The 19,878-nt window shown below is 70.6% G+C and carries 17 protein-coding genes; 5 read left to right on the top strand and 12 right to left on the bottom strand.

The window, feature by feature from the left end; translation table 11 throughout:
* Positions 1–21 precede the first annotated feature (21 nt).
* From KLK06_RS43585 to KLK06_RS43600, 4 genes are all read right to left on the bottom strand, one after another.
* Positions 22–2,946 carry a nitrate- and nitrite sensing domain-containing protein gene (locus KLK06_RS43585; RefSeq protein WP_214641599.1) on the bottom strand — a complete coding sequence of 975 codons (2,925 nt, stop codon included), beginning with the start codon at positions 2,944–2,946 and terminating at the stop codon, positions 22–24.
* A 133-nt stretch (positions 2,947–3,079) separates the two neighbouring features.
* Positions 3,080–5,305, bottom strand: coding sequence for a [protein-PII] uridylyltransferase (locus KLK06_RS43590; RefSeq protein ID WP_214641600.1), 2,226 nt, complete (start codon positions 5,303–5,305; stop codon positions 3,080–3,082).
* On the bottom strand, positions 5,302–5,640 hold the full coding sequence (locus KLK06_RS43595) for a P-II family nitrogen regulator (protein ID WP_184756141.1): 339 nt from the start codon (positions 5,638–5,640) through the stop codon (positions 5,302–5,304). Before KLK06_RS43595 ends, KLK06_RS43590 begins: the two co-directional genes overlap by 4 nt.
* Positions 5,637–6,953, bottom strand: a complete 1,317-nt coding sequence (locus tag KLK06_RS43600) for an ammonium transporter (protein ID WP_214641601.1) — start codon at positions 6,951–6,953, stop codon at positions 5,637–5,639. Before KLK06_RS43600 ends, KLK06_RS43595 begins: the two co-directional genes overlap by 4 nt.
* 187 nt (positions 6,954–7,140) lie before the next feature.
* Here KLK06_RS43600 and KLK06_RS43605 point away from each other — a divergent pair, with 187 nt between their 5' ends.
* The gene (locus KLK06_RS43605; RefSeq protein ID WP_214641602.1) at positions 7,141–8,055 is read left to right on the top strand and encodes an ABC transporter substrate-binding protein; all 915 of its coding nucleotides are present in this window, start codon (positions 7,141–7,143) and stop codon (positions 8,053–8,055) included.
* On the opposite strand, the gene KLK06_RS43610 is transcribed toward KLK06_RS43605, so the two are convergent.
* Positions 8,056–8,853: an alpha/beta fold hydrolase gene (locus KLK06_RS43610; protein WP_214641603.1), complete on the bottom strand. Its 798-nt coding sequence runs from the start codon at positions 8,851–8,853 to the stop codon at positions 8,056–8,058.
* Between the two features lie 84 nt (positions 8,854–8,937).
* On the opposite strand from KLK06_RS43610, the gene KLK06_RS43615 reads away from it, so the two are divergent.
* The gene (locus KLK06_RS43615) at positions 8,938–9,507 is read left to right on the top strand and encodes a TetR/AcrR family transcriptional regulator (RefSeq protein ID WP_214641604.1); all 570 of its coding nucleotides are present in this window, start codon (positions 8,938–8,940) and stop codon (positions 9,505–9,507) included.
* Positions 9,508–9,659: 152 nt separating this feature from the next.
* On the opposite strand, the gene KLK06_RS43620 is transcribed toward KLK06_RS43615, so the two are convergent.
* The 5 genes from KLK06_RS43620 to KLK06_RS43640 form a co-directional block, all read right to left on the bottom strand.
* Positions 9,660–10,601, bottom strand: a complete 942-nt coding sequence (locus KLK06_RS43620) for an RNA polymerase sigma factor RpoD/SigA (RefSeq protein WP_214641605.1) — start codon at positions 10,599–10,601, stop codon at positions 9,660–9,662.
* Positions 10,602–10,707: 106 nt separating this feature from the next.
* Positions 10,708–11,871: an imidazolonepropionase gene (gene hutI / locus KLK06_RS43625; protein ID WP_214641606.1), complete on the bottom strand. Its 1,164-nt coding sequence runs from the start codon at positions 11,869–11,871 to the stop codon at positions 10,708–10,710.
* Positions 11,868–13,226, bottom strand: a complete 1,359-nt coding sequence (locus tag KLK06_RS43630; protein ID WP_214641607.1) for a formimidoylglutamate deiminase — start codon at positions 13,224–13,226, stop codon at positions 11,868–11,870. The genes hutI and KLK06_RS43630 overlap by 4 nt, the downstream gene beginning before the upstream one ends.
* The gene (locus KLK06_RS43635) at positions 13,217–14,389 is read right to left on the bottom strand and encodes an allantoate amidohydrolase (RefSeq protein ID WP_214641608.1); all 1,173 of its coding nucleotides are present in this window, start codon (positions 14,387–14,389) and stop codon (positions 13,217–13,219) included. Before KLK06_RS43635 ends, KLK06_RS43630 begins: the two co-directional genes overlap by 10 nt.
* 26 nt (positions 14,390–14,415) lie before the next feature.
* The gene (locus KLK06_RS43640) at positions 14,416–15,102 is read right to left on the bottom strand and encodes an SDR family oxidoreductase (protein ID WP_214641609.1); all 687 of its coding nucleotides are present in this window, start codon (positions 15,100–15,102) and stop codon (positions 14,416–14,418) included.
* 53 nt (positions 15,103–15,155) lie between these two features.
* Between KLK06_RS43640 and KLK06_RS43645 the strand changes: the two genes are divergently transcribed.
* The 3 genes from KLK06_RS43645 to KLK06_RS43655 are packed head-to-tail and all read left to right on the top strand — an operon-like array spanning position 15,156 to position 17,393.
* The gene (locus KLK06_RS43645) at positions 15,156–15,686 is read left to right on the top strand and encodes a PadR family transcriptional regulator (protein WP_214641610.1); all 531 of its coding nucleotides are present in this window, start codon (positions 15,156–15,158) and stop codon (positions 15,684–15,686) included.
* A 10-nt stretch (positions 15,687–15,696) separates the two neighbouring features.
* Entirely contained in the window at positions 15,697–16,650 is a 954-nt protein-coding gene (locus KLK06_RS43650) for an ATP-binding cassette domain-containing protein (RefSeq protein ID WP_214641611.1), read from the top strand.
* Positions 16,647–17,393, top strand: coding sequence for an ABC transporter permease (locus tag KLK06_RS43655; protein WP_214641612.1), 747 nt, complete (start codon positions 16,647–16,649; stop codon positions 17,391–17,393). The genes KLK06_RS43650 and KLK06_RS43655 overlap by 4 nt, the downstream gene beginning before the upstream one ends.
* Here KLK06_RS43655 and KLK06_RS43660 read toward each other — a convergent pair.
* Complete coding sequence (locus KLK06_RS43660; RefSeq protein ID WP_308168711.1) at positions 17,373–18,197, bottom strand: MurR/RpiR family transcriptional regulator; 825 nt, start codon at positions 18,195–18,197, stop codon at positions 17,373–17,375. The two genes, KLK06_RS43655 and KLK06_RS43660, sit on opposite strands and share 21 nt — an antisense overlap.
* A 29-nt stretch (positions 18,198–18,226) precedes the next feature.
* On the bottom strand, positions 18,227–19,876 hold the full coding sequence (gene hutU / locus KLK06_RS43665) for a urocanate hydratase (RefSeq protein WP_214641614.1): 1,650 nt from the start codon (positions 19,874–19,876) through the stop codon (positions 18,227–18,229).
* Positions 19,877–19,878 lie beyond the last annotated feature (2 nt).

The raw sequence follows: 19,878 nt of genomic DNA on the forward strand, positions 1-19,878 counted from the left end.
CCTCCCCGGCAGGACGCTCAATCACTGTTGTTCCTCCTGTCCACGTACTTCCGCACGACCCCGCCGTACTCCCTGCTGGAAGCTGGCCAACCTGCTGCGCGCCCGGTCGGCGGAGACCGGCGGCATCGGGGCCTGCCGCTGCGATTGCTGCGGTTGGCCGGCCGTGCCAGGAACCAGGTTCGCCTTGGGAGTGCGCTTGGGTAGCCCTGAGGACGTGGTGCCCCCAAGGCTGGGATCGCTCGCGGCGGCAGCCGCCCGCCAACCGGCGTCAGCGGCGTTTCGCCACGATTCCTCCCCAGAGAGTACGGCTTGTGGGGGGGTTGACTCATCCCGGCTCGAAGATTCCCCCGGCTGCTCTTCCGGCGGCCTGCGGAACCAGGCGGATTCCACGGCGGCGAAGATCGGCAGGAACTCCTCCTGACCGGGCTCCATGGGCGAGACGTCCACCGACGGCGGCGACTCCGGCCGGCGCACCTCACCTGTGGTGTAAGGCGTCTGGAAGGCACCATCCGAGCCGGGACCGACGGGCCCGGGGAAGGAGGGGAAGGCGCCGGTGCGTTCCTGGCCCGGGTACGACGGGGGCTGGCTCGGGTACATCGGCGCCCGGTGCCCCGGCTGCGTCCGGCCGGGCGGCTGCGTCGCCTGGCCCGGGTCGGGATACGAGGGGGCCTGGTTCGGGTACGACGGGTAGCCGCCCGAGTCGAAGGACGGCCGGTGGGCGCCGCCGTCCGTGTCGGCGGTGAAGGGCTGAGACGGCCCGGAGCCGGCGTCGAAGGAGTCGAAGGTGGCGAACGAGCGGAACGTGCCGTTCGGCGCGGGAACGCCGTTGGGCGGCGTGGCGGGAGGCGCACCGTTCGCGGGCATCCCGTTCGCGGGCATCCCATTCGGAGGCATGCCGTTCGGAGGCATCCCGTTCGGAGGCGGGCCCCCGAAGGCAGGCCGCTGGGGCAGCGGCGCCCGGTTGCCGTCGGGGATCAGCGACGGCGGCAGCAGCACCATGGCGATGAGCCCGGCGCCGTCGCCCTTGCGGAGCTGGACCCGGATGCCGTGACGCAGCGCCAGCCGGCCGACCACGAACAGGCCCATCCTTCGCGACACCGACACGTCCACGACCGGCGGCTCGGCCAGGCGGCGGTTGGCCTCGGCGAGCTCGTCCTCGGTCATGCTGATGCCGACGTCGTTCACCGACAGCAGCGCGCCGCCGCCTTCGATGAGGCTGCTCGACACCACGACATGGGTGTTGTTCGGCGAGAACTGGATGGCGTTCTCGACCAGCTCGGCCACCAGGTGGACCAGGTCGTTGGCCGCGCTGCCGAGCACCGAGGTGGTCCGGTGCACCTTGACCTGTACGCGCTCGTAGCCCTCGACCTCCGACAGCGCCGCGCGGACCACGTCGACCAGCTTGGCCGGCTGGCTGCGCCTGCGGGCGGCCTCGTGCCCGGCCAGGACCAGGAGGTTCTCGGAGTTGCGCCGCATGCGGGTGGCCAGGTGGTCGAGCTTGAACAGGTCGGCCAGCCGGCCGCCGTCCTGCTCGCCCTTCTCCAGGCCGTCGATGAGCGAGATCTGCCGCTCCACCAGCGTCTGGGTGCGGCGCGAAAGGTTGACGAACATCGAGCTGATGTTGCTGCGGAGGTCGGCCTCCTCGCCCGCCAGCCGTACGGCCTGGCGGTGCACCTGGTCGAAGGCCCTGGCCACGTCGCCGATCTCGTCGTCGCCCTCGACCTCGATCGGGCGGATGTCGGCGGGCGCGTCACCGGTGACGCGCAGCTTGCGCACCACATCGGGCAGGCGGAACCCGGCGATCTCCAGGGCTTCGGCGCGCAGCCGGCGCAGCGGCGCCACCATCGAGCGGGCGATCGCGACGGTGAACAGCAGGACGAGCAGCAGTAGCGCTACGATGAGCACGGCGGCGATGATCGCGTTGCGGGTCTCGGAGTCGCGGAGCTCCTGGCTGCGCAGCGCCACCTTCTGGTTCAGATCGCTCTCGATCGAGTGCAGGATGTCGATGGTGACGGCGTTGTCGTCGAACCACTGGTCCGGTGCCGGCTTGGCGGGGTCCGTCTGGGCGAGCAGGTTGTCCCGGATCCGCACGCCCGGCGCCTTGCCGGCGGCGAGCGTGATGGCGCGGGCCTTGGTCAGCTCGGTGTTGAAGTATTCAGGCGCCGTCATCGCCTTCGCCAGCGCGAGGCCGACGACGGGCCCGGCCTCCTGGCCGACGGCCGCGACCTCGGAGCGCTGCCGGGCGTTGGAGGCGATGAATCGCTCCACCTCCTTGGCGTCCACGCTGGCGGAGTTGTAGTAGCCCTTGAGCAGCTGAACGCGCTGCCTGGACACCTCCTCCTTCGCGCGCGCCAGCGCGCTCAGCGCGCGGAACTGGCCGATGATCTGCGAGTCGTCGCTGAGCAGGCTCAGCTCGTCGTGCAGCCGGAGCAGCGTGTCGAGCAGCGAGTCGTAGCGAGTGGTGTCCTTCTGGCCCTCGTTGCGGGTCCTGTTCAGGACGTTGAAGTCGTAGCGGGCCCGCTTGACGGCGTTGAGCACGCGGTCGCCGTAGGACTCGTCCATCACCGCCATGTCGGCCTGCACGGCCTTGACCAGCGTGTCGACCCGCTGCTTGCGCTCTTTGTACGGCTCGGTGAGCTTCTTGCGCACCTTGGCGGAGGCGGCCATCCAGCCTCCGGTGTCACGCTCCAGGCCGAGTGCCTGCACCAGGTCGCGGATCCGGCCGGCCTGCTCCGCGGCGAGTGCCGTGCGGTCGTAGTCGCCGATGCTCTGCACCGAGCTCACCACGCGCGCTCCCCCGAGCACGACTCCCGCCATGGTAGGAACCAGGACCAGCGCGGTGAGGCGCCATCTCACCCGCCAGTTGCGCAGCCCGAGCCGGGGCAGCGTCCGCTTTCCGCGGCCCTGCCTCGCGGCGTGGCCGCTTTCGGAGTTCCCCGTAGTCACTGCTTCCGCTACCCCTCAATCATCCCGTTCCGTCGGCGGGTCCAGGCCGCGTTCATAAGGTAAAGAGCACCCGACTTCCAGGCAAAACGGGCACATCGCTGCAAACATACCCGTAGCTCGTGTGTGCTGTTGGTTATCGAAGTGCCGCAAGCACCTGATCACGGACTTGGGTCCGCTGCGCACCGTCGCTGAGGGGCCGTCCGGCACGATCGACCACGTAGAAGACGTCCACCGCCTCCGCGCCGAGAGTCTCCACGCGAGCGGCCCTCACGTCAAGACCACATTCACCGAATGCCCGTCCAATGCGCCACAGGAGTCCCGGTCTGTCATGGGCCCTGACTTCGACCACGGTGGCGGTCGCGGAGGCATCGTCTACCAAGGTCACACGGGGCGGAGCGACAGGAACACGAGCGGGTCTCATAGACCTCGTACGGCGAGCCAGACGCTGTTCGATGTCAAGGCGTCCAGCAAGGACCAGACGGAGATCGGCCTCCAGGGTGGCGGGGTCCGGCGGGGAGCCGTATTCGGGGACGACGGAGAACTCGATCACCGCGGTGGAGCCGGCGGCAGCGGACGAGGCGGAGCGGACGATCAGCCGGTGCGCGGCCAGCACGCCGGCGGCGCTCCACAGCAACCCGGCCCGGTCGGGGGCGACGACCGTGACGGCTCCTCCGATGACGCGGACGGCGCCGCCGCCGTGGCGGGCCAGCGCGGCCTGCTCGGCCGACAGGCTGGGCGGCTTGGGCGGCGGCGAGCCGGACAGCACGGAGCGGACGCGACGCACGAGGTCGGCGACGAGCCCGGCCTTCCAGGCGTTCCAGGCGGCCGGGCCGGTGGCGTGCCCGTCGGAGACGGCCAGCGCGGCGAGCAGGTCGAGCACCTCACGTGACCCGACCGTGGCGGCGACCTTCTCGATCGTGACCGGATCGTCGAGGTCTCTGCGGGTCGCGGTCTCGGGCAGCAGCAGATGGTGACGGACGACCGTGGCCAGCGTGTCAACGTCGTGCGGGGGCAGGCCGATGCGGGCCGCGATGTCGCGGACCACGACCTCGCCGGTGGCCGAGTGGTCACCGGGCCAGCCCTTGCCGATGTCGTGGAACAGCGCCGAGATCAGCAGCAGGTCGGGGCGGGACACCTCGCGGGTGTGGCTGGCGGCGTTCGCGGCCGCCTCGATCAGGTGCCGGTCGACGGTGAATCGGTGGATCGGGTGGCGCTGCGGGCGGTGCCGTACGCGCTCCCAGTCAGGAAGCAGCTTGACAAGGATGCCCGCCTGGTCGAGCTCCTCCCAGACGGGCACGGCGGCGCGGCCCGCGCCGAGGATGGACACCAGCGCGTCACGGGCCTCCTCGGGCCACGGGACGGGCATCGGGGGCGACTGAGCAGCCAGAACGGACATGGTGGCGGGGGCGAGGGGCAGCCCCGAATCGGCCGCCGCGGCGGCGGCACGCAGCACCAGGACCGGGTCCTTGCGCGGGTCGACGCCACGGGCGAGCACCACTTCACCGCCGTGCTCGACCACGCCGTCGGCCAGCGGGCGGCGCCCCCGTGGAGCCGGTCCCGACAGGAGTCTGTCAACCGTGCGCCAGGTGGCGTCGAAGGCGTGGGAGATCGTCCGGCCCGCCTCGGCGAGCCTGCGCATCAGCGCCTCGGCGTCGAGCAGCCCGAGCAGCCCGGCGACGGCGTCCTGCTCCTGGAGCACGAGCCTGTCGGTGCCGCGCGCGGTGACGATGTGCAGGGCGTGCCGTACGTCGAGGATGAGCTCATAGGCCTCACGCGCCCGGGGACCGGGCGCGGAGGCGACCCAGGCCGCTGCCACGGCCTGCATGGCTTGGACGTCGCGAAGGCCGCCGCGGCCGTCCTTGAGGTCGGGTTCGAGAAGGAAGGCCAGCTCGCCGCTGACCTGGGCGCGGCGGTCCGCCGCCTCGCGCAGCTCGCCGAGCCGGCGGCGGGAGTCGGCGCGCCACTCGGCGAGCACCGCCTCCCTGGCCTTCTTCGTCAGCTCGGGATCGCCCGCTATGTGCCGGGCCTGGATGAGGCCCAGCACGGCCTTGAGGTCGTCGCGGGCGACCGCCACGGCCTCGTCCACGGTTCGCACCGAATGGTCGAGGCCGATGGCGGAGTCCCAGATCGGATACCAGATGCGATCGGCGATCCTCGCCACGTCGTCCCTGCCGTTGTGCAGGAGGACGAGGTCGAGGTCGCTTCCGGGGGCCAGCTCACCGCGCCCCAGGCTCCCCACGGCGACCAGCGCGACGTGCTCGCCGTCACTCGCCGTGCGGAAGAGGTCTTTGAGCCAGCGATCGGTGTCCGCGGCCCGCTCCTTGCGGGCCGCGGCGTAGGTACGAGCCTCACCCCTCACAGGGCCTCTGGACCCCGCTCTCCGGTGCGGACCCGGATCACGGTGTCGACCGGGACGGACCACACCTTGCCGTCACCGATCTTGCCGGTCTGGGCCGCCTTGACGATGACGTCGATCACGTCCTCGGCGTCCTCCTCCTCGGTCAGCACCTCGAGGCGCACCTTGGGGACCAGGTCCACTTGGTACTCGGCGCCGCGATAGACCTCGGTGTGGCCGCGCTGGCGGCCGTAGCCGCTCGCCTCGCTGACCGTCATGCCCTTGACGCCGAACTGTTCGAGGGCCGCCTTCACGTCGTCCAGTTTGAACGGTTTGATGACGGCGGTGATGAGCCTCATGCTTCCACCTTCTTGGGTGCCGGTGCCGTGGTGATCGGGCCGTTCGGGGAGGACACGCCAGAAGCGTGGACTGTGCCGAGGTCGTATCCCGTCTCGGCGTGGGTGGTGACGTCGATGCCGGTGACCTCGTCCTCGACCGGGATGCGGAAGCCCATCGTCTTGTCGATGATCTTAGCGACGACCCAGGTGATGATGAAGGAGTAGCCGCCGACGGCGATCGGGCCCAGCACCTGAAGGCCGAGCTGGGTGACGCCACCGCCGTAGAAGAGGCCCTTGTTCTGCTGCTCCAGGAAGGGGTACGCGGCCAGGAAGCCGAGCGAGACGGCGCCGATCACGCCGCCGACCAGGTGCACGCCGACCACGTCGAGCGAGTCGTCGAAGTTGAAGCGGTACTTCAGGCCCACCGCGTAGGCGCAGACCGCACCGGCGATCAGGCCGAGCAGCATCGCGGCCCAGGGGTCGATGAACCCACAGGCCGGGGTGATGGCGACCAGACCGGCGACCGCGCCGGAGGCGACACCGAGGCTGGTGGCGTGGCCGTCGCGCAGCTTCTCCACCACGATCCAGGCGCCGGCCGCGACGGCGGTGGCGATCTGGGTGTTCATGAACGCCAGGCCGGCCGTGCCGTCGACCGCCAGCTCGGAGCCCGCGTTGAAGCCGAACCAGCCGAACCACAGGAGGCCCACACCGAGCAGCACCAGTGTCAGGTTGTGCGGCCGCATCGGCTCCTTGCGCCACCCCTTGCGCTTGCCCAGCACCAGGGCCAGCGCCAGCGCCGCGGCACCGGCGTTGATGTGGACGACCGTGCCTCCGGCGAAGTCCTCGATGCCCAGGGCGTTCAGCCAGCCGGTGCCCCACACCCAGTGGGCGATGGGGAAGTAGACGATGCTCGCCCAGATGAAGCTGAACAGCACCCAGGCGCCGAACTTCGCACGGTCGGCGATCGCACCGCTGATCAACGCGACGGTGATGATGGCGAACGTCAGCTGGAAGGCCGAGAAGACCAGGCTGGGCATCCCGGTGCCGTCGGGCTTCGTGGCCGTGTCGACCAGGCTCTGCAGCCCGAGGGCGTCGAGACCACCGACGAAGTTGTTGAGCCAGGACATGCTGTTGTCGGTGAACGCCAGCGAGTGCCCGAAGAGCACCCAGGCGATGGTGACGGTGATGATGCTGACGAACGACATCATCATCATGTTCAGGACGCTCTTGGCCCTGGTCATGCCCCCATAGAAGAACGCGAGCCCTGGTGTCATCAGCAGCACCAGCGCGGTGGCCGCTAGCATCCAGGCTGTCGTGCCGCTATCGATCTTCACGACGCGACCCTCCTTACATGTGACGTGTGGCCACAGCGTGTTCGCCCGGCGTTTCGTGGCTCGACCAGGTGTGTTTCACATTCGTGAATCTCGCCCTATTGGTGTTTCATGCATGTTTCGGATGACAGGAGCTAGATATTCGGCCCTAGACTTAGGGTCCCCTTACCTAGTCGATCAGAGGATCTACATGCGTCTGGCCCTCCTCCTCCCCCTTCTCGCGCTCGCCGCCTGTGGCACCGCCACGACTGCCCAGCAGGCGGGGCCGACCAGGACCGTCACGCACGCCATGGGCCAGACGAAGGTGCCGATGGAGCCGAAGCGGGTCGTGGTCCTCGACACCGACAAGCTCGACACGATGGTCTCGCTGGGTCTGTCCCCCGTGGGCGCGGCCCAGGCGACCGAGAGCCAGGCGTGGCCGAAGTACCTCGGCTCGGCGCTGGCCGCGACCAAGGCGGTCGGCACGCTCCAGCAGCCGAACATCGAGGCCATCATGGCGCTCAAGCCGGACCTCATCCTCGGCACGAAGTTCCGGCAGGCGGCCTTCTACGACAAGCTCAGCAAGATCGCCCCGACCGTGTTCACGGAGAAGGTGGGCGTCACCTGGAAGCAGAACTTCCTGCTCGACGCCGAGGCCCTGGGCAAGAAGGAGCAGGCGACCGGGCTGCTGTCGGCCTACGAGAGCCGGGCCAAGCAGGTCGGCGCCAAGTACGCGAAGCTGAAGGTGAGCATCGTCCGCTTCATGCCGACGGAGATCCGGATGTACGGCCCCGAGTCGTTCAGCGGCATCGTGGTCGGCGACGCCGGCATCCCGCGGCCGCAAGTGCAGCAGCTCGCCACCCAGCAGGACAAGCGCTTCGGCAAGCTGAGCCAGGAGAACATCGCCCAGGCCGACGCCGACGCCGTCTTCTACACCGCGTACGGCCAGGCGGCGGCCAAGAGCCAGGCGTCGGTCACCGGCGGCCCGCTCTGGAAGAACCTCGGGGCCGTCAAGTCGGGCAACGCCCACAGCGTGGACGACGAGGTCTGGATGCTCGGCATCGGCGTCACCGCCGCGGGCGGAATCCTCGACGACCTGGACAAATACCTGGCCCCGCTGGTCTGATCAGCCCCAGAAGCGGCGCAGGTGCGGCACGAGCTCACTCGCCCGCTCATCGGGGAAGAACAGCCGACCGCCCTCGATCTCCACGACCTCCTTGACACCGGGGATCGTGTCGCGCAGCCAGTAGGCCCAGCTCACGTCGAAGAAGACGTCGCCGGTCCCCCACACCACCAGCGTCGGCACGGCCAGCACGGTGAGCTGCGGCTCGATCGCGACCATGTCCTTGGCGTCGATCGAGGTCAGCAGCCGCTCGAAGGCGCGCGGCCCGCCGGGCTTGTCGAAGATCGGCCGCAGGAAGTGGTCGACCAGGTCCGCCGCATCGTCGATGCGCTCGTAGCCGTCACCGAACGCCGTCTGGGCCAGCAGCTCCGGCTGATCCAGCACGACGGCGGTCAGCGGCGCGAGCTCGCCCCGGGCCGCCAGCTCGACCGTGGGCTGGAACGACTCCGGCGGCGTGTTGGTGTGCACGTCGCAGTTGGTGAGCGTGAGCGAGCGCAGCCGTTCCGGGTGCCGCACGGCGAAGACCTGCGCCACCGCGCCACCTGTGTCGTTGGCGACGAGATCGACCTGGTCCAACCCGAGCTCCGCGCAGAGCTCCTCCACCGCCTCGGCCAGCGCGGGGATCGAGAGATCCTCGCGCGGCGCGCTGCCGCCGTGCAGGGGCAGGTCGATCGCCACGCACCTGCGCTCGTCGCGCAGCTCGGCAATGACATTCCGCCACAGGTACGAACTGGTGCCGACGCCGTGCACGAACAGGGCGACCGGCCCCTCGCCGACGTCCACGTAGCTGATGCCGTCCATGGCCTGACTCCTTCTTCCGGATTACAAACCGACTGTCGGTCTACGAAATTACCGACTGACTGTCGGTTTGTCTATGGTGGTGCCATGAACCTCAAGGCGGAACGCGGCGCGGCCACTCGCGACCAGCTCCTCGCGATCGCCACGCGACTGTTCGCCGAGCACGGCTACGAGGGCACCTCGATCGAGGCGGTCCTCCAGGAGTCCGGCCTCAGCAGGGGCGCCCTCTACCACCACTACGCGGGCAAGGACGCCCTGTTCGAGGCGGTGCTGGAAGCGACGGAGGCGGCCATCGGCCGCGAGATCCTCAAGGCGGTCAGGGGCATCGACGACCCCGCCGAGGCCCTCCGGGCCGGCGCACTGGCCTGGATCAGGCTCGCGGGCGACCCCGTGATCCAGCGCATCGTGCTGATCGACGCGCCGTCGGTGCTGGGCTGGGAGCAGTGGCGGGCGTTGGAGGAGCGCTACTCGTTCGGCAGCCTGAAGATCGCCCTACAGGCCACGGACGCGATCCCCGCAGACTTCCTGGACCTGCACGCCCACATGCTCCTCGCCGCCATCAACGAGAGCGCTCTGCTGGTCGCGAGAGGCGGCAACCGAGAAACAGCGGAGGCAGCGGTGGAGGAATTCCTACGACGCCTCCTGCGACGCCCGTAGAGAGCACGACGTCCGGCTCAATCCACGGACGGGGCCAAGAATGCGCACGTCACGGCGCCCAGCCCGCTCCACCGGAGGAGCGTGCCCCTGGACAGACGCCGACTAGCACGGTGGGTGGGGCCCACCGTGCTAGCCGTAAAAGAAAATAGTTGTTATGCCGCCGCGGTGGCCATCTTGCGGAGGCGGGCCAGGGCATCGCGCTCGATGCGGCGGGCGCGGTCGCGACCGATGCCGTACCGCTCCCCCACCTCGGTGAGCGTGTGCTCGCGGCCGTCCACCAGTCCATACCGCCACCGCAGCATGTCCCGGGTGTCCACCTCGAGATCCGTCAGCCACTGGTCGAGCCGTTCGCGCTCCAGGATGTCGATCGCCTGCTGCTCCGGATCGGCCCAGGTCTCGTCGGCGATCATGTCGCCCAGCTCGGTCTCGTCCTCGTCGCCCACGCCGAGCTGCAGCGACACCGGGTCGGACGCCCAGCGCCGCAGCTCGCGGACCCGCTCGATCGGGAGCTCGAGGATCCCGGCGAGGTCGTCGTCCGTCGGCTCGACGTCGAACTCCGCCAGCATGTCCCTGCGCACCCGCATCAGCCTGGTCATCTGCTCACCCGCGTGCGTGGGCAGCCGCACCGGCCGCGCCTGCTCGTGGATGGCCCGGCCCACGGACTGCCTGATCCACCACGTGGCGTATGTCGAGAACTTGTACCCCCGCTTGTAGTCGAACTTCTCCACCGCGCGCACCAGGCCCAGGTTCCCCTCCTGGACCAGGTCGATCAGTGGCATGCCGCGCCCCGAATACTTGCGCGCCACCGCTACCACCAGGCGCAGGTTCGCCTGGATGAACTCGTCTTTCGCCCGCCGGCCGGAGATCGCGACGCGCTCCAGCTCCTCATCGGCGGCGTCGCCGATGCGCGGCTCCGAGCCCCCGCTGTCGAGCAGCTGCTCGGCGAAGAGGCCCGCCTCGATGCGCTTGGCGAGCTCCACCTCTTCCTCCGCCGTGAGCAGCGGGACCCGCCCGATTTCCGCCAGGTAGGTCCCCAGCAGATCGCGATCAGCGACGTGCTGCTCCTGCGTGCGACTCCCCGTAGGCCTTGCCATCCCCAGGCACCTCGTTCCGCAGCTGCGTTCTATATCCGGCCAACGTCCGGCCAGATGCAAAGATTCCCTAAAGAGCTACGACCAGGGGACGGTTCTGGATGTCCTCCTAAAGGAGGAGACCGCCGAGAAACACCTGGTGAACAAGGGGAACACCGGGTCGATAGGCCAGATGTACGTAAGAAGGGGCGTCCAGCACGACGAGGTCCGCGCGGGCTCCCGGCCGCAGCCATCCTACGTCCGTACGCCGCAGCGCGCGGGCCCCACCGCGCGTCGCGGCCCTGACCGCCTCCAGCGGCGTCATGCCCATCTCCCGTACGGCCAGCGCCACGCAGAACGCCATCGACGAGGTGTACGACGACCCGGGATTGCAGTCGGTGGCCAGCGCGACGACCACCCCCGCGTCGAGCAGCCGCCTGGCGTCGGGGTAGGGCGACCGGGTGGAGAACTCGGCCCCTGGCAGCAGCGTCGCGACGGTACCCGACGCGCCATGTGGGGCGGAGGCGGCGAGTGCGTCGATGTCGGCATCGGTCAGGTGGGTGCAGTGGTCGGCGGAGGCGGCGCCCAGCTCGCAGGCGATCTGCACGCCCGGCCCCTCACCGAGCTGGTTGGCGTGCACCCGGGCCTGCAGCCCGGCCTTGATCCCGGCCTCCAGCACCGCTCTGGTCTGGTCGCCGTCGAAGGCGCCGCGCTCGCAGAAGGCGTCCACCCACTTGGCGTACGGCGCGCACGCCCGCAGCATCTCGCCCGTGACGAGCCGCACGTAGTCGTCGGCCTCCATGCCCGAGGGCACCACGTGCGCCCCGAGGTAGGTGGTCTCGTCGGTCAGCCCGGTGGCGATCTCCAGCGAGCGCCGTTCGTCCTCCACGGTCAGCCCGTAACCGCTCTTGATCTCCACGGTCGTGGTGCCCTGCGCCCGCATCTCGGCGACCAGGGCGGCGGCGCGCGTCGCCAGCTCCGCGTCGGAGGCCGCCCGAGTGGCGGCGACCGTGGTCCTGATGCCGCCACCGGTGTAGGGCACGCCGGACATGCGCGCCTGGAACTCGGCCGTCCGGTCACCGGCGAACACCAGGTGCGCGTGGCTGTCCACGAACCCCGGGAGCACGGCCCGGCCCCGGACGTCCACCCGCTCGTCGGCGTCCGGCGCCCGCCCCGCCGGGCCCACCCAGGCGACCAGGCCGTCCTCGGCGACCAGCGCCGCGTCCTCGATCTCCTCGCGCTCCGGATCCCCGGTGTAGAGCAGCTTGATCCCGTCGAACAGCACAGTGGTCATCGGACCCGTCCAATCGCCTCGATCAGCATGGCGCCCACGTCACCCAGCGTGTGCCGTCCCTCCGACACGACGCGCCGGCCACCTGAGACGACCGAGTGCACGTCGGCCGCCGTCGCCGCGAACACCACCGCCTCCAGCCCGCTGGTGCCCGCCGTCCGGACCGAGTCGAGGCGTACCGAGACCAGGTCGGCCCACGCGCCCGGCACGAGCAGCCCGGCGTCGGGGAAGCCCAGCGAGGTGTGGCCCGCGCCGGCGGCGGCGGTCAGGAGCTCGGCGGCCCGCCAGTGGCCGCGTTCGCCGGTGGCCAGCCGTTCGTCCAGCTCGACCGCGCGGGCCTCCTCGAACAGGTCGATGACGGCATGGCTGTCGGAGCCGAGCGTGATCGGCGCGCCGTGGTCGAACAGCGTCCTGGCGGGCCCGATGCCGTCGGCGAGGTCGCGTTCGGTGGTGGGGCACATGCAGATGTGCGTGCCCGACTGGGCGAGCAGCTCGATGTCGACGTCGCTCAGGTGGGTGGCGTGCACGGCGGTGGACCGCGGCCCGAGCACGCCCCGCTCGTGCAGCACCTGCACCGGGCTGGCCGCGTACATCTCCACGCACGCGGCGTTCTCCGCCCGCTGCTCGGAGACGTGCGCGTGCAGCGGCGCGGCATGGTGGTGGGAGAACTCGGCGATCACCGGCATCTGCTCCGGCGGCACGGCCCGCACCGAGTGGACGGCCGCGCCGATCTCCACGTCGTGCTGCCCCTCGTAGGCGGCGGCCAGGTCGCCGGCCCGGCTCGCCCATCGGTCGGCGTCGCCGTCCCCGAAGCGCACCTGCGTCCCCGCCAGGTGCGTGCCGCCACCTGCGCCGCCGCCGGCCGCCGTGCCCATGCCGATGCCGCCCATCAGGTAGCAGGTGTCGAGCAGCGCGATGCGCAGGCCCGCCTCGCGGGCGGCCTGGATGAGCGCGTGGCCCATCGCGTTCGCGTCCTCGTACGGCCGTCCGTCCGGCGCGTGGTGCAGGTAGTGGAACTCGCCCACACAGGTGATCCCGGCCAGCGCCATCTCCGCGTAGGCGGCCCTGGCCAGCGCCAGGTAGCTGTCGGGGTCGAGCGCCGCCGCCACCTCGTACATCCGGTCGCGCCACGTCCAGAAGTCGCCCGCGCCCGCCTGCGTGGCCCCGCGCAGCGCCCGGTGGAAGGCGTGGGAGTGGGCGTTGGCCAGGCCGGGGATCGTCAGGCCCGCCAGGCGTTCGGCGCCGCCCGGCTCCCCTTGGGTCACGCCGGCGATGCGGGTCCCGTCGACCTCGACGAGCACGCTTTCGACGACGCCGTCGGGCAGCCAGGCGTGTTCGCACCAGTAGGTCACCGACACAGGTCCTCCAGAACGTTCGCGAGGGCGATGACTCCCGCTTCGCAGTCTGCCTGCTCGGCGTGCTCATCCGGGGAGTGGGACACGCCGGTGGGATTGCGTACGAAGAGCATGGCGCTCGGCACGCCGGCCGAGGCGAGGATCCCCGCGTCATGCCCGGCCCCGGTCGGCAGGACCGGCGCGGCGGTGTTCCCACCCGCGACGGCCGCCAGCCGGTCCCTGAGCGCGGCGTCGAAGTCGACGACCGGTGTCCACGACTCCTCGCTCACCTCAGCGCGCCCGACGGATTCGGTGAGCTCCGCCACCAGGGCGCGCACGTCCCGTTCGTCCGGGCCGCGCGCGTCGAGCCAGGCCGACACCAGGCCGGGCACAGCGTTGGCGTTGCCCGGCGAGACCCGTACCTTCCCGACGGTCGCCACGGCGTCGTGCCGGGCCGCGGTCTCGCGGGCGGCGAGCACCATGCGCGCGAACGGCAGCATCGGGTCGTCCCGGTCGGCCAGCCGGGTGGTGCCCGCGTGGTTGGCCTGGCCGCGGAAGTCGAACCGCCACCGCCCGTGCGGCCAGATCGCGCTCGCCACGCCCACCGGCCGTTCCAGGTCGGCGAGCGCGCGGCCCTGCTCCACGTGGAGCTCGATGAAGGTGGCGATGTGGCCGAGCGTCTCGTCGTCCCGCCCGACCCGCCGCGGCTCGCGGCCCGCCCGGGCCAGCACGTCGGCCAGCGTCTCGCCCGCGTCGTCGACCAGCCCGAGCGCGCGTGCGGGCGCCAGGACCCCGGTCAGCAGCCGCGAGCCCATGCACGGCACGCCGAACCTGGCGCCCTCCTCGTCGGTGAAGCAGGCGACGCCCAACGGCCGCCCAGGCGTGAAATCGCGATTTTTCAGGACGTCCAGCGCGGCGAAGGCCGACACCACCCCGAGCGGCCCGTCGAACGCGCCGCCCTGGCGTACCGAGTCCAGGTGGCTGCCCGTGACCACGCCCGGTGCCACGGACGGATCGCCCCACCAGGCCCAGAGATTGCCGTTGCGATCTTCGCGCGTGTCGAGCCCCCGTCTGGCGGCCTCGCCCGCGAACCACTCCCGCAGCAGCAGGTCGGAATCCGACCAGGCGTCCCTGATGTAGCCGTTCGTCGAAGGATCACGTCCGATGTGCGCGAGTTCCTCAAGCATGAGGCCACTGTAGTGAATGAATCCATTCAGTTGACCGGGCCGGCGCTGGGCCGCAGCGTGAGCTCGGTCAGGTGGGCGTCGGGTCCGGCGTTGAGGGCGGCCAGCACCGCACGGGCCACGGACTCAGGCGTGAGGTACTTGTCCGGCTCGAACTCACCGCCCTCGTGCGCGCGGACGCCCCGCTGCATGTCGGTGGCCACCCGGCCCGGGTAGACGGTCGTCACCTTGAGGTCCGTCTCCTCCTGGCGCAGCGCGTCGGCGAAGGCCCGCAGCGCGAACTTGCTCGCCGCGTAGGCGCCCCAGCCGGGGTTCGCCCGGAGCCCGGCGCCGGAGTTGACGCAGACCACGTGGCCACCGGCCCGCCTGAGCGCGGGCAGGAGCAGCCGGGTGAGCTCGGCGACGGCGATCACGTTGAGCTCCATCACCTTGCGCCACGCGTCGGGGGTGAGCTCGGCGATCCTGCCGAGCGGGCTGACCCCCGCGCTGTGCACGAGCACGTCGAGCCGCTCGACGCCCGCCACGTCGGCCTCGGTGACCTCGGTCAGCTCCACCGGCCACGCCCTCGCGTCGGGCAACTCGGCCGCCAGGGCGGCGAGCGCGTCGCCGTCACGGCCGCCGAGTATGACGTGGTGCGTGGGCCCCAGCGCCCTGGCGATCGCCTCGCCGATACCACGAGATGCGCCGGTGACCAGCGCAGTCGGTCGTTCAGTCATGCGCTTCAGCTTATGACCTTGACAGGTATTCAAATTTGAATACAAACTTGAGCATGTCTTCGACTCGTGTACTCATCCTCGGCTGCCTGCTCGATCAGCCGCGCAACGGATATCAGGTCCGTCGGCTGCTGGAGGTGATGGGTGCGGACCAATGGGCCAACCTGGCGTTCGGCTCGATCTACCACGGGCTGGGCAAGATGGCCGAGGAGGGCCTGCTCGAGGTGATCGAGAGCGGTAAAGGCGGCAAGACGGTCTACGAGATCACCGAGGTGGGCCGCCTGGAGTTCCGTCGGCTGCTGCTGCAGAACTGGTACGACGTCAAACCGATCGTGGACCCCTTCCAGGTCGCGCTCACGTTCATGGACCTCCTGACCAAACAGGAGATCCTCGACTCGCTCCACGGCCGGATCCGCCAGCTCAAGATGTCCATCGAGGCGGTGGAGAGCGCCTACGGCGTCAAGCAGCGCTACGGCGCCCCCCGCCACGTGGACGAGAACCTCCGCCTGAGCACGGGCATGCTCGCCGCCCAGCTCGCCTGGGCCGAGCAAGCGGTCACCAGGGTCGAAGCTGACGAAATCCCCTGAGGAGCCCCACATGATCATCAACGCACATGGCTTACGCAAGACATTCACCACCAGGAGCAGGAAGGGCACGCAGACCGTGGAAGCGGTCCGGGGCGTCGACCTCGAAGTGCGGAAGGGCGAGATCTTCGGCGTCCTCGGCCCGAACGGCGCCGGCAAGACCACCACGATCAGGATGCTCGCCACCCTGATCACGCCCGACTCCGGCACCGCCGCCATCGCCGGTCACGACCTGCTCAAGGCGCCCCGCGCCGTCCGCCGCAACCTGGGCTACGTCAGCCAGGCCGGCGGGGTGGAGGAGAACACCACGCCGCGGGCGCAGATCACGATGGCCGCGAAGATCCACAACCTGCCCGACCCGGCCGGGGCCACGGCCGACGTGCTCGACCGGTTCGACCTGACGGAGATGGCCGACCGGCCGGGCAGTACGCTCTCCGGCGGCCAGAAGCGGCGGGTGGCCATCGCGCTCGGGCTGGTGCACAGCCCGCCCCTGCTCTTCCTCGACGAGCCCACCACCGGACTCGACCCCCAGAATCGGGCCAACCTCTGGGACCGCATCAGGCAACTGCGCGAGCTCGGCACCAGCGTGCTGCTCAGCACCCACTACCTCGACGAGGCCGACGCCCTGTGCGACCGGCTGGTGATCGTCGATCACGGCCTGGTGGTGGCCCAGGGCACGCCGGGCGAGCTCAAGCGCGAGGTGTCCGGCGACGTCGTCACGCTCAGGCTGGACGAGCCGGACCGCGCCGCCGAGACGCTCAAGCCGTACGCGCGCGAGACCCGCGTCGACCACGACGTGCTGCGCGTGTACGTCGACGACGGCGAGCACACGCTGCCCACGCTGCTGCGGGCGCTGGAGGAGCAGGATCTCCGCCTGTCCTCGATCGCGCTCGACCGCGCCACCCTCGACGACGTCTTCCTGGCCAAGACCGGCCGATCCCTCCGCGACGCGGGAGCCGCCGCATGATCCGCCACACCCTGCTGTTCCTGGCGTACGAGCTGCGCAACACCTTCAGGAACCCGATCTGGCCGCTGTTCGGCATCGTGCAGCCGGTGGTGTACCTGCTGCTGTTCGGCCCGCTGGTGGCGGGAGCCTCCGGGCAACCCACCTCCGCGCAGCTCACGAGCTTCGCGCCGGGCATGCTGGTGATCACCGCGCTGTTCGGGGCCATCGGCGTCGGCTACGGCATGATCTACGAGCTGCGCAGCGGCGTCCTCGAACGCATCGCCGTCAGCCCCGCCTGGCGCCCGGCGATCGTGCTCGGCCGGACGCTCCGCGACGGGGTCGTGCTGGTGCTCCAGTCGATCGTGGTGATCGTGATCGCGCTGGTCATGGGCATGCGCGCCAGCCTGCCGGGGCTCGCCATCATGGTGCTGCTCATCGCGGTGACCGGCCTGTTCTCCTCCGGCATCGGATACGGCCTGGCGCTGTCGCTGCGCGACGAGAACGGCATGGCGCAGATCATGCAGTTCTTCGCTCTGCCCATCATGCTGCTGTCGGGGGCGCTGCTGCCGATGACGCTGGCGCCGGAGTGGATGCGGAAGGTGGCCCTGTTCAACCCGATGTACCACCCGGTGGTGGCCGGCCGGGCGCTGTTCGCGGGCGATCTGACCGACGTGTCGATCCCGATCGCGTTCGCCATCATGCTGGGCCTGGCCGCGCTGACCGTGAGCTGGTCGGTGCGCTCGCTACGCCGGATCGCCGGTTAGGAACGTACCGGTCTCGTCGGTCATCCGCTCGTACTCCTCCAGCCGGGCCTGAGTGCGCAGCGGCGCGGCGTCGGCCATGGCCTCGACCAGCGCCATGGCCAGCGCGAGCGGCGCCGCGTGCGAGTCGAACACGAGCCGATCCCCCACCGGCGCGTCGAGCACTACCTCAGCGGGGAAATCGGCCTTGTCACAGATGGCGGCGATCCGCAGGCCCAGTTTCTCCGCGTACTCCAGGGCGTGCATGACCTCGGCCGGATATCTCGGCAGCACCACGGCGAGCAGCCATTCCGCGCCGGCCCGGCGCGCGGCGTGCAGCCCGTCGATCAGCTCCGAGCCGCCGTGCGTCAGCAGCCGCACGTCGGGATGGATCCGGCGCGCGTAGTAGGCGAAGGTGGTGGCCAGCCCGCAGGAGACCCGGAGCCCCAGCACCGGGAGCGGCTCGGCGGCGGCCAGAAACTCCCCCAGCTCCTTGAGCGGGAAGCCCGCCAGCCGCTCCCTGACGGCGGCCAGATTCCTGATCTCGCTGTCGATGGCGCCCTGGAGCAGGCTCTCCTCCGGCAGGCCGCCCAGCACCAGCGGACGCAGCGCCTGCCGCAGCTCGGGGTAGCCGGCGAAGCCGAGCACCATGGCGAACCTGGTCACGGACGGCTGGCTCACCCCTGACCGCTCGGCCAGCTCGACGCTGGACAGGAAGATCGCCTCGTCGAGATGCTCGGACAGGTAGTGCGCGATCCGTCGCTGCACGGGAGACAGCCGCCGCCCGTCGAGAAGCCCGCCAAGACCGCTGTGGTATCCGCCCGTCACGCCACCTCCAACACCACCTGTCCGACTTCTCATCCCTCGCGCATCGGAATGCGGACGCCGCGTTCGGCCGCCACCGTGGCGGCCTCGTCGTAGCCCGCGTCGACGTGCCGCATCACGCCGGTGCCCGGGTCGTTGGTGAGCACCCTGCTGAGCTTCTCCCGCGCCAGGGCGGTGCCGTCGGCGACGGTGACCTGCCCCGCGTGGATGGACCGGCCGATGCCGACGCCGCCGCCGTGGTGGATCGACACCCAGGCCGCGCCCGAGGCGGTGTTCAGCATGGCGTTGAGCAGCGGCCAGTCCGCGATCGCGTCGGAGCCGTCGGCCATGCCCTCCGTCTCGCGGTACGGCGAGGCCACGGAGCCGGCGTCGAGGTGGTCGCGGCCGATCACGATCGGGGCCTGGAGCTCGCCTGCGGCCACCATGTCGTTGAAGCGCTCGCCCGCCACGTTCCGCTCGCCGTAGCCGAGCCAGCAGATGCGCGCCGGCAGCCCCTGGAAGTGCACCTTCTCCCCGGCCAGGCGGATCCACCTGGCCAGCGGCTCGTTGTCGGGGAACAGCTCCAGGATGGCCCGGTCGGTGGCGGCGATGTCCTCGGGCGCGCCCGACAGGGCGGCCCACCTGAACGGGCCCTTGCCCTCGCAGAACAGCGGCCTGATGTAGGCGGGCACGAAACCGGGGAAGTCGAAGGCCCGCGCGTAGCCCGCCAGCTGGGCCTCGCCCCTGATGGAGTTGCCGTAGTCGAACACCTCGGCCCCGGCGTCCTTGAAGCCGACCATCGCCTCCACGTGCCGGGCCATCGAATGCCGGGCGCGCTCGGTGAACCCGGCCGGGTCCTTGTCGCGCTCGGTGGCCATCTCGTCGAAGGCCACCCCGAGCGGCAGGTACATCAGCGGGTCGTGCGCCGAGGTCTGGTCGGTCACGATGTCGATCTCGGCGCCCCTGGCCAGCAGGTCGGGCACGGCCTCGGCGGCGTTGGCCACCACGCCGATGGACAGCGGGCGGCGGGCGTCACGGGCCTCGTAGGCCAGCCGCAGCGCCTCGTCCAGCGACGCGGCCTCGACGTCGAGGTAGCGGTGCTCGATCCGCCGCTTGACCGAGCGCGGGTCGCAGTCGACGCAGATGGTCACGCCGCCGTTCATGGTGACGGCCAGCGGCTGGGCGCCACCCATCCCGCCGAGGCCGGCGGTGAGCGTGATCGTGCCGGCCAGCGAGCCGCCGAACCTCTTGGCGGCCACCGCGGCGAACGTCTCGTAGGTGCCCTGGAGGATGCCCTGGGTGCCGATGTAGATCCAGGAGCCCGCGGTCATCTGCCCGTACATGGTCAGCCCGGCCGCCTCCAGCTTCCGGAACTCCTCCCAGTTGGCCCAGTCGGGCACCAGGTTGGAGTTGGCGATCAGCACCCGGGGCGCCCACTCGTGCGTGCGGAAGACGCCCACCGGACGGCCCGACTGGACCAGCAACGTCTCGTCGCCCTCCAGGGTCGTGAGCGTCCTGACCAGCGCGTCGAACGAGGGCCAGTCGCGGGCCGCCCGGCCGGAGCCGCCGTAGACGACCAGCTGCTCCGGGTGCTCGGCCACTTCCGGGTCCAGGTTGTTCTGGAGCATGCGGAGCGCGGCCTCCTGCGGCCAGCCCTTCGCGGTGAGCGTCGTGCCTCGTGGTGCGCGCACGATGCGGCTCATGC

The organism is Nonomuraea sp. NEAU-A123 (assembly GCF_018603905.1).
Taxonomy (GTDB): domain Bacteria; phylum Actinomycetota; class Actinomycetes; order Streptosporangiales; family Streptosporangiaceae; genus Nonomuraea.